At 45.3% G+C, this 8,698-nt stretch carries 7 protein-coding genes; 3 read left to right on the forward strand and 4 right to left on the reverse strand.

Going from position 1 to position 8,698, the window contains the following annotated elements; all coding sequences use genetic code 11:
* Position 1: 1 nt before the first annotated feature.
* Positions 2 to 757 carry an ABC transporter ATP-binding protein gene (locus tag L2744_RS12885; RefSeq protein ID WP_248992285.1) on the reverse strand — a complete coding sequence of 252 codons (756 nt, stop codon included), beginning with the start codon at positions 755 to 757 and terminating at the stop codon, positions 2 to 4.
* A gap of 52 nt (positions 758 to 809) precedes the next feature.
* Between L2744_RS12885 and L2744_RS12890 the strand changes: the two genes are divergently transcribed.
* The gene (locus tag L2744_RS12890; RefSeq protein WP_248992286.1) at positions 810 to 1,409 is read left to right on the forward strand and encodes an arylesterase; all 600 of its coding nucleotides are present in this window, start codon (positions 810 to 812) and stop codon (positions 1,407 to 1,409) included.
* Positions 1,410 to 1,554: 145 nt separating this feature from the next.
* Positions 1,555 to 2,622, forward strand: a complete 1,068-nt coding sequence (locus L2744_RS12895; RefSeq protein ID WP_248992287.1) for a DUF3083 family protein — start codon at positions 1,555 to 1,557, stop codon at positions 2,620 to 2,622.
* A 118-nt stretch (positions 2,623 to 2,740) separates the two neighbouring features.
* On the opposite strand, the gene sohB is transcribed toward L2744_RS12895, so the two are convergent.
* Together sohB and L2744_RS12905 are read right to left on the reverse strand one after the other, a co-directional pair.
* Positions 2,741 to 3,757, reverse strand: coding sequence for a protease SohB (gene sohB / locus L2744_RS12900; RefSeq protein WP_248992288.1), 1,017 nt, complete (start codon positions 3,755 to 3,757; stop codon positions 2,741 to 2,743).
* Positions 3,758 to 3,881: 124 nt separating this feature from the next.
* A complete protein-coding gene (locus tag L2744_RS12905) occupies positions 3,882 to 6,356 on the reverse strand; it encodes a VolA/Pla-1 family phospholipase (protein ID WP_248992289.1) in 2,475 nt (824 codons plus the stop codon).
* Positions 6,357 to 6,617: 261 nt separating this feature from the next.
* Between L2744_RS12905 and L2744_RS12910 the strand changes: the two genes are divergently transcribed.
* On the forward strand, positions 6,618 to 7,355 hold the full coding sequence (locus tag L2744_RS12910) for a YciK family oxidoreductase (protein ID WP_248992290.1): 738 nt from the start codon (positions 6,618 to 6,620) through the stop codon (positions 7,353 to 7,355).
* A gap of 104 nt (positions 7,356 to 7,459) precedes the next feature.
* On the opposite strand, the gene L2744_RS12915 is transcribed toward L2744_RS12910, so the two are convergent.
* On the reverse strand, positions 7,460 to 8,452 hold the full coding sequence (locus tag L2744_RS12915; protein WP_248992291.1) for an exo-alpha-sialidase: 993 nt from the start codon (positions 8,450 to 8,452) through the stop codon (positions 7,460 to 7,462).
* Positions 8,453 to 8,698 lie beyond the last annotated feature (246 nt).

The following is an 8,698-nucleotide window of genomic DNA, read 5'->3' on the forward strand; positions in this document are numbered from 1 at the left end:
TTTAAGCCTCCTTGGCATTGGCTAACATATCAGGGGCAACGGATGGGGTTACGACAACAGAACTGGCGTTATCTTCCTGTAAATGGCCATTATCCATCACAAGTTGTCGCTGGCAGCGTTTAGCGAGTAGCAGATCATGGGTCACCAAAATTAAGGTAGTATGACTTTCTTGATTGAGCTCAAATAACATATCGGCGATCTTATGGCCGTTGACGCTGTCTAAATTGCCTGTAGGTTCATCGGCAAACAGCACTGTGGGCTCACAAATAAAAGCACGGGCAATCGCCACCCGCTGCTGTTCACCACCCGAAAGCTGTTTGGGTAAATGGGTCAACCGATGGGATAAACCGACCCGCTCCAGCATGGCCTGCGCTTTTTCCTTAGCATTTGTCACCCCAGCTAGTTCGGCGGGTAACATCACATTTTCGAGTGCTGTTAAGGTATCGACCAACATAAAAGATTGAAAAATAAAGCTGACCTTCTGTTTACGCAGCGCCGCTTTTTGCTCTTCATTCAACGGCGATAACGCCACACCATCGAGCCAAATCTCACCCGATGTAGGCGTATCAAGCGCCGCAAGCAGTCCAAGTAAGGTTGATTTCCCCGAACCCGAGGGTCCCAAAATCGCCACACTCTCACCTTGCTTGACATCTAAGTTAATGCCCTTGAGGATAGTGAGCGTTCCTTCCTGAGTAATCACTGATTTTTCGAGGTTAACAACATTGATGGCACTGTTTTTTAAGATGACGTTAGACATAGGATCCTTCTTATATAAATCGTTCTGGTATCAATCGCTAAGATTAAAATCAATGGCGAAGACCCTAGGGGCATTCATCCTACTGAGTGTGTTTTTGGCTACACCAGTTCATGCGGCAAAGGTACTGATCCTCGGCGACAGCTTAGGCGCAAGCTATGGCATGGCGGAGCACCAGGGCTGGGTTGCAATGTTGCAAAAAAATCTCCCTGAACATCAGTTTATTAATGGTTCGGTCAGCGGTGAAACCACGGCGGGCGGCCTACGCCGATTACCGGCCTTACTCGATTCAGCCTCCCCCGACCTTGTTGTCGTTGAACTGGGTGGTAATGATGGTTTACGTGGATTTCCCCCGGCACAACTTGAAAATAATCTAATCCAAATCATTACTCTAGCGCAAAATAGCGGCGCAAAAGTATTACTTACCGAAATCATGGTACCGCCTAACTATGGCCCTCGCTATACCCAAAAGTTCACCCAAGTGTATCAAGACATATCTAAAACACAGAATATTGAATTGATCCCTTTCTTTATGCAGGAAATCGCCCCCTATCCTGAATTAATGCAACGGGACGGCATTCATCCCAATGAAAAGGCCCAAACAAAAATTGCGGCTTGGATGCAACCTTGGATAGAAAATGCCCTAAGCCAATAAATTTGAGGATATTTTAAGCTAATAAACAGATTGCTCACTTAAACTCATGCTTGAGCGATAAAAACGTGTTGTAACGCAAGAATAACATCATAAATAAACAGTAAAATTAGTGTTAGCAAATGGTTAACTCAAACAAGGAGTCAATATGTCCCTTAGCCATCAGCAAAAAGTGTACATACCCAAGGAAGCCCGCACCAATCAATTCATCACAGCCGAAATCAAGGTGACGGATGAATTACTGAATCAGTATCCAGACTATCAAAGCTGCTATCAGACCTTGAGCCGTTTGATATTTAATTTGGCAGAACAACACGATCTACGTAATGTCCACGTGATCACTAACGATAAACTGCCTGTTGTACGTTTTCATACTGAAGCCTATTGTTTCCAAACCACGGAACAAATTTTATTTTTCTATAATCCGGCGTACCACGAAGCCCAAAATTTATTCACTCAAGACAATTACCGTGCCCGTAAATTGCGTATTGTGTTTCTCGCCACAGGCGAAGATATCCGTAGTAACTCTGCCAGTTTCCATATTCGTGTACGAGAATTACTCAATGAATTAATGCCGCAATTGCCGATAAGCGATCTTAAGGTGAAGATCCGTGACCATCAGCACTTATCCTATGATCTCTTTGCCAAGGCCAAAGGCAATAAAGAAACCTATGGCTATAAGCTGCGCGCCATAGGGCCAAGATATAAGGCTAGAAAATGTGAACTGCCAGAAAATGTTAGCTCGCTCACTTATGTCACCGTGAGCTTGCCACTCAGCCGTAAACTTAAGCAAGGTTTATTACCCGACTCAGCTACCGACTTTACTCCGCTGTATCAGCACCTTGAAGATAGCTTCCTCAAGGCCGCAGCGAACAGGCAACTGACTCGACTCGCTATGATTGCTAACGGCTTAACCCCATTAGTACGCAATAGTAAGTTTGAAAAGCTCGACAGCAAAGCCGAAGTACAAATGATAGGTTTTGATCCTAATGCGACAGAGCAGCAAGTGATCCGTCGCTGGGATGCCGATAACTTAGTGGAAGCTGCGCACTTTACGATCGTTGCCGGCGCCAAGGATTGCGATGATTCAGGCTATGGACGTTTTATGAATAATGTGGAAAGCGCGCTGAAAGCCTTTGCTGCTGAAATAGGTGTTGACCCAGAACGTGAAGACTTAGTGTTACGCTTCCACCAACATATTAGTTATCAAATTTAACTTCTTCTATTTATAACACGCAATAAATCCGATAAACAAAAACGCCTGCAAATGCAGGCGTTTTTGATCCAGCTATTCATTTAAATTAGCTGGTTATAAGCGTTATTTGTACTCAACGTTACATTGGACGGTTCTTTTCAATCAGCCGATTAAAAATCGCATTCACAGATAAAGAGACACCATGGGCAAGTTTATCGGCCAGCCTTTTCTTCACTTGGTAACGCAACCTATATACTGTGCGCTCCATAGCCAGTGACATAATCACATCATCACTGGTCGAAATAGCATCGACCAATCCTAGCTCAATCGCCTGTTGGCCATACCAATGCTCACCTGTTGCAACGATAGCTAAATCAAGTTCAGGGCGATATTTGCTCACAAACTCTTTGAACAACACATGGGTTTCTTCTAGTTCCTCTTGGAACTTCTGCCTTCCCTCATCGGTGTTTTCACCAAAAACCGTTAACGTCCGTTTGAAATCGCCAGCCGTATGCTGCTCATAGTCAATTTCATGTTTTTTCAGTAGACGATTAAAGTTAGGCAATTGGGCAACAACGCCAATGGAACCGACTATAGCAAAAGGCGCGGCATAAATTTTATTCGCTACGCAGGCCATCATATAGCCGCCACTGGCCGCCACTTTATCAACACATATCGTCAGCGGGATAGTGGCTTGACGTAAACGGTCAAGTTGGCTTGAGGCTAAACCATATCCATGGACCATACCACCACCACTCTCGACATTAACGACCACTTCATCCCCTTTTTCGGCGATAGCTAAAATAGCACTGATCTCTTCACGCAGTGAAGCAACCTCAGCGGCATCAATACTGCCCTTAAAGTCAATGACGAAAACCTTGCCTTTACAGGCATCATCCCCAGCTTTGTCTTTGGCCTTTTGATCAACTTTTAACTGCTTTTCATAGGCTTTGAATTGTTTCTTTGATAATAATTCTTCTTTCAAGCCATGCTTCAATTCTTCCAATTCTTCAGACAAGTTGGTGATCCTAAGCTCGCCCTTGTCTGATTTGTGCTTAACCGTGGAGGCTAACACCACAATGATTACGGCAACGATTGCGACCACAATAGTGACGGCTTTCGCCAAAAACATTCCATACTCGTATAAAAATTCCAAAGTGCTCTCCGTTGGGACGCAAATTTGCGTATATCTTCACTTAATTTATTGCTGGCTATTCTAACAGCCTAAAGGCCCATAAAAAAACCCAGCATCGGCTGGGTTTTTCGGATTTAAGACAATATTAGTTAGGGCAAGTGGCAATCACGTTGCTGTTTGTCACTAAAATTGTTGCATCACCACTAGCCGCATAGGTCGCTACTTGAGTCTGCATTTCAACAGTCGCTGCGCCAGCCATACCATCCGTTGAGGCCTTCTCACTTGGGTCAACAAGCGAACTGTGGTGCCCTTTAGCAAAGCGAACTACACCACTACCTTTAGTTGTTGCATTGACACAGGGTAAACCTAATGAAGAAATCAAAGGCTCGGTTCCTGATAATGGGAAGTTATCCACGCGATTTGGTAAGACCTGATCACCTAAGTTACCATTACCGTCTCCCGCGACTTCAATAAGATGCACAGGTAAACCAGTCGCTTTTAACATAGCAGCATGGTTAACAGGATCCGCGGAATCCACAGCTGTTTGCACCGCAAAAGCAAATGTTGGAATAAACTGCGCATATACGACTTGGACTAATGCCGCGTACTCTGGGCTTCCCGGCTCATAACCAGCCTTGTTAGCTGCATCGACTAAAGCTTTAAATGTCGCTGATGCTGTAATATTACTAAACAGCACTGGAGCGAAAGTTGCAGAGCCTGCAAATGAGCCAGCCAAACCGCCTGCAGGTGCAACTAACGATGCAGACTTGATTACATAGGCATTTTGTAAAGCTTCGCCCGTCGTTGGATGTTTCATACCTGTACTTGCATAGGTCGCAAAATCTGTACCGACAATCGCACCTAAACTAAGCCCTTGGATACTAATTTTAGAGACATCAAAAACTTGAGATTGACCCGCCTGCGCTAACGCCTGTGCTAATCCAGTCAGTGCAAGCCGAACGCCCAAATGATCCATAGTCGCCTGACGGAAATTATCTCGCACAGATAGCGTGCTAGAAATATTCACAAACACTAATGGATTACCATTTGTAAAGGCATCGGGTTGACCAATCACATTTCCAAATGAAGGATCGGTTGCAGTCACTTCATAAGTGCCATCACCATTAGCATCAAAGGAGCGTGCGCCATGGAGCGGCATATCGATAGCAATTGTTGCTACTCCCATCGCCGCATAGGTGCCCGCATAGGCCAGTGACATTTCTTTACCGCCACCTAAACCATGCAGGGCGATGGTTGTTGGCCAACCTGCTGTCGGTGGTGTAAAGGTTTTATCTTGCTGTTGATAAAACGCTGCCAATTTTGTTGCATTAGGCATAGAAATCAACACAGATACGGTTTCATAGCTTTTGATTGCTGGGATAGGGTTGAACTTAGTGAGATGCTTAGTCTTATCCGCAGGCGTCTCATCATCCAACAGCCAGGTTTTACCTGCCATTAATGACGGATTCGCTAAAGCATCGGCAGGATTTGCAATGCCATGAGCCACAGCTTGCATACCAAAATTCGTTTGGCTAAGCGTGCCCGCTTGCAGCGCTAACAATACAGAAACAGGGCTATCACCCTGCGCTTTCCAGCGGCCATTAATTAATGGCTGACCTGTAGACGATAAACAGCTTACCGAAGAACAATCACCGTAAATGGGCAGCTTAATTTTCGCGGTGTACACATCAGCCAAACTTGCAACCACATAGGCTTGTCCATCGGCAGGTGTGAGTCCAGCCGCTTGTGCAACTGTATAGCCAGCAGGTGTTGGCATTTGGTCAAAACTCGGAGCATAGGGTGCACCTTGAGCCATCAATAGTTTCGTCGTTTCATACACATTCGCAACCGACTGAGTAGTAAACAAACCTGAGTAACTAATAATGGATGGATCAACATTGTGGGCAGCCGCGATACCTTTCTCATAGCTATTAACTAAGGTTTGCAGCATCAGTTGATCTGGGGTTTCCAGTGGTAAAGTATTGATGTCCATCTTCAACAAACCATAGGTAGTTGAAGGGGCTATACCTCGTCCTTCTGAATCTTGGATAAGATCTGTGGTCGCATAAATGTAAGACTGACCCGCCTTAAGCGGCTTAAGCGGCAAAATAACGACTTTATTGCCAGATGCGGTAGAAACAAAATCCACCCCAAACTGTAATTCTGCTCCGACTTTACAAGCAGATACCGATGGTTTGCTCGTACATTCAGGATCAGAAGATAATGGGCCTCCAACGGTTGCTTCAAACATTCTCACCGCACCTGGTTGTGCAACCGATGCAGCTGTTAAGGTCAGCGGTGTCCCATCATGTTTTTTGGCTAAATCGATATCAATAGAAATAGGCGATGTTGTCGACCAACCGTCAAGCGCCCCAAGCGCAATTTGTGGATCGACATAGTTACCCGAGCTTTCACCCGGAATAGTTAATGTGCCGTCAGTGGTGCCACTGAAGAGTAAATCGTTTGGTAATGGTACTTTGGAATTGGCAGGGTCGAACACCATACGCGATTCAGGGATGAGCACTTCCGTATTATCCTTGAGTTCGTTATAGCTGTCCTCGCCACATCCTGTGAGGCCTAGTGCGGATGCAATGGCAACACCCAAAATGAGTCTTTTCATCTTTTTTCCCCAAATCTTGTTGTAATAGTTTTGTTTTCCCCAAGAAATTAGTCACAATAGCTCGAAATCTATGACTAATAGGGCTTATGTTAGCCCCTAACTCGTTTCAAGTTAACGTAAAAATATTGAGTTAGCTACAAGTTTGTCACAAACATTTTTGCTATTGATAACAAAGTTTCATTCGTTTGTTTGAAACATCTGTTTATCACTTCGGCGGATCTAGAAAGGGCGGGCGTTCTCGCCAAGGGGAATAAAAGACTCATGTTGGAATATCAAGCAGCAAAAGATTTACTTCAAGGTAAAACAATCTTAGTCACTGGTGCGGGTGCGGGTATTGGTAAAGCGGCCGCTATTGAATTTGCAAAACATGGTGCCACTGTGATTTTGCTGGGAAAAACGGTCAAAAAGCTTGAAGCAGTTTACGATGCAATAGAACAGGCAGGTTACCCAACGCCCGCCATAGTGCCACTAGATCTGAAAGGCGCAACCGAACAAAACTACCAAGATATGGCCGACACCATTGCAGAACAATTTGGTCATTTAGATGGCTTACTGCATAACGCCAGTTTACTCGGCGCCTTAGGCCCGTTTGAACACATAGATATTCCCTCACTCGAAGATGTGTTGAAGGTCAATGTGACAGCGCAAGTGATGCTAACTAAAGCCCTGTTACCTGTGATGCGCAAAGCACAAAGTGCCTCGATCATCTTCACGTCGAGCAGTGTCGGTCGCCAAGGCCGCGCCTATTGGGGTCCCTATGCATTCTCTAAATTTGCCACCGAAGGCATGATGCAAGTGCTTGCACATGAGTGCGACGGCACATCGGTACGCGTCAATAGCATCAATCCTGGCGCTACCCGCACTGAGATGCGTGCGAAAGCCTATCCAGCTGAGAACCCACTGGATCTCAAAACCGCAGAAGACATTATGCCAACCTATTTGTATCTCATGGGTCAAGACTCAAACGCAGTAAATGGGCAACAGTTTAACGCCCAATAGTCGAGCAGCTTAGCTGTACTCAACAGCAATAAAGGGCCGATCCCAAGGCCCTTTGTTATTTGAAATTTCTGTAAGATAAACTCAATATTTGCGGATTATGTTAGTCATTTACAAGCTGTCACGCCGTCGACCACATTAAGCTGAATTTTTGCAAAATAAATCATTGTTTTAGGCTTGGCTGTAGCACTGCCATCGTCAATCAGACTCGGCATATCTATCTGTTCATCTGCGAACTCATGGCTTGAGTAATAACTCACCCACAACTCATTTCCTTCAATGACAACGCCCGCATAACTGGTATCGCCCTTAGATGGTAGTGTGAGTAGCTCTTGAACCACACCAGTATCTGGATAAATTTCAACTAAAGCAGTTCGAACTTGATTTTCATATAGCCGTACCACGGCCAACAGACGGGATTGATACATAAACATCACTGGCCCACCAATGCGCTTATCTAATTCTTGCCATTGCCAATCGATGAATGGTGCTTGACTGCGGCCGAGCAAACCGACAAATTCAGGCCCCCATACGGGATCGCGCCTCAATAGACAAAAGCCACTGCCTTGATGAAAAACAATGGCACTTTCGTTGACATAACCCTGATTATTAAACACCTTTAGCCAAGTCTCAAACTGCACGCCATCGTCACTCTTATACAAGCGGGTGTCACCATCAGGCCCAGCGCGATAACCCACGCCATAAAGCACATTTTGATGCTCTGTTAGGCGCCATAACCAATATCCCTTATCACCAATTTTGAGTGCATCCGACCATACGACGCCATCCAGTGAACGCCAAAGATGTGACTGTAAGCCTGACTTATCGTGTAAGGTGCCACCGCCGAGTAAGAGTAATTCCCCTTGATACTCAATCAGTTTGCCATCACGCAAATCGGCTTCATCCGAACAAATAAGCGCCACGCTCTGCCAAGTATCGCCTAAATCCGTTGAACGTAGGATACGCAGTGCACCATCGGGTGAAACATGGGCTGTACCTTCACGAAAAACGCAAAATAGTGCCCCCTGAAACGCGATTAAGTCGGTAAATGCATTATGGGCGCCCTGCTCCCAAATCCGTTTCACTGATTTTAATTTCATCCAACTTTTCCTTCGCCGTATTTGCTCATGTTATAACATCATCAAATAACAGAAAGCAAAAAGGCCGCTAGGCGCTGTCTCTTATACACAAATCCCCCGATAAATTCGGGGGATTTTTTTGAACTCGCGCTGATATTGTTGATCTGATCTACAAAACAACTTTAGGCGCACGCTATGAATTTTATTTCCAACCCAGCACAATGGGCCCAACATCTCTTCCAACATGCCAGTTTAGGTGATGCTCGG

The sequence above is a fragment of the Shewanella profunda genome (assembly GCF_023283765.1).
GTDB classification, from domain to species: domain Bacteria; phylum Pseudomonadota; class Gammaproteobacteria; order Enterobacterales; family Shewanellaceae; genus Shewanella; species Shewanella profunda.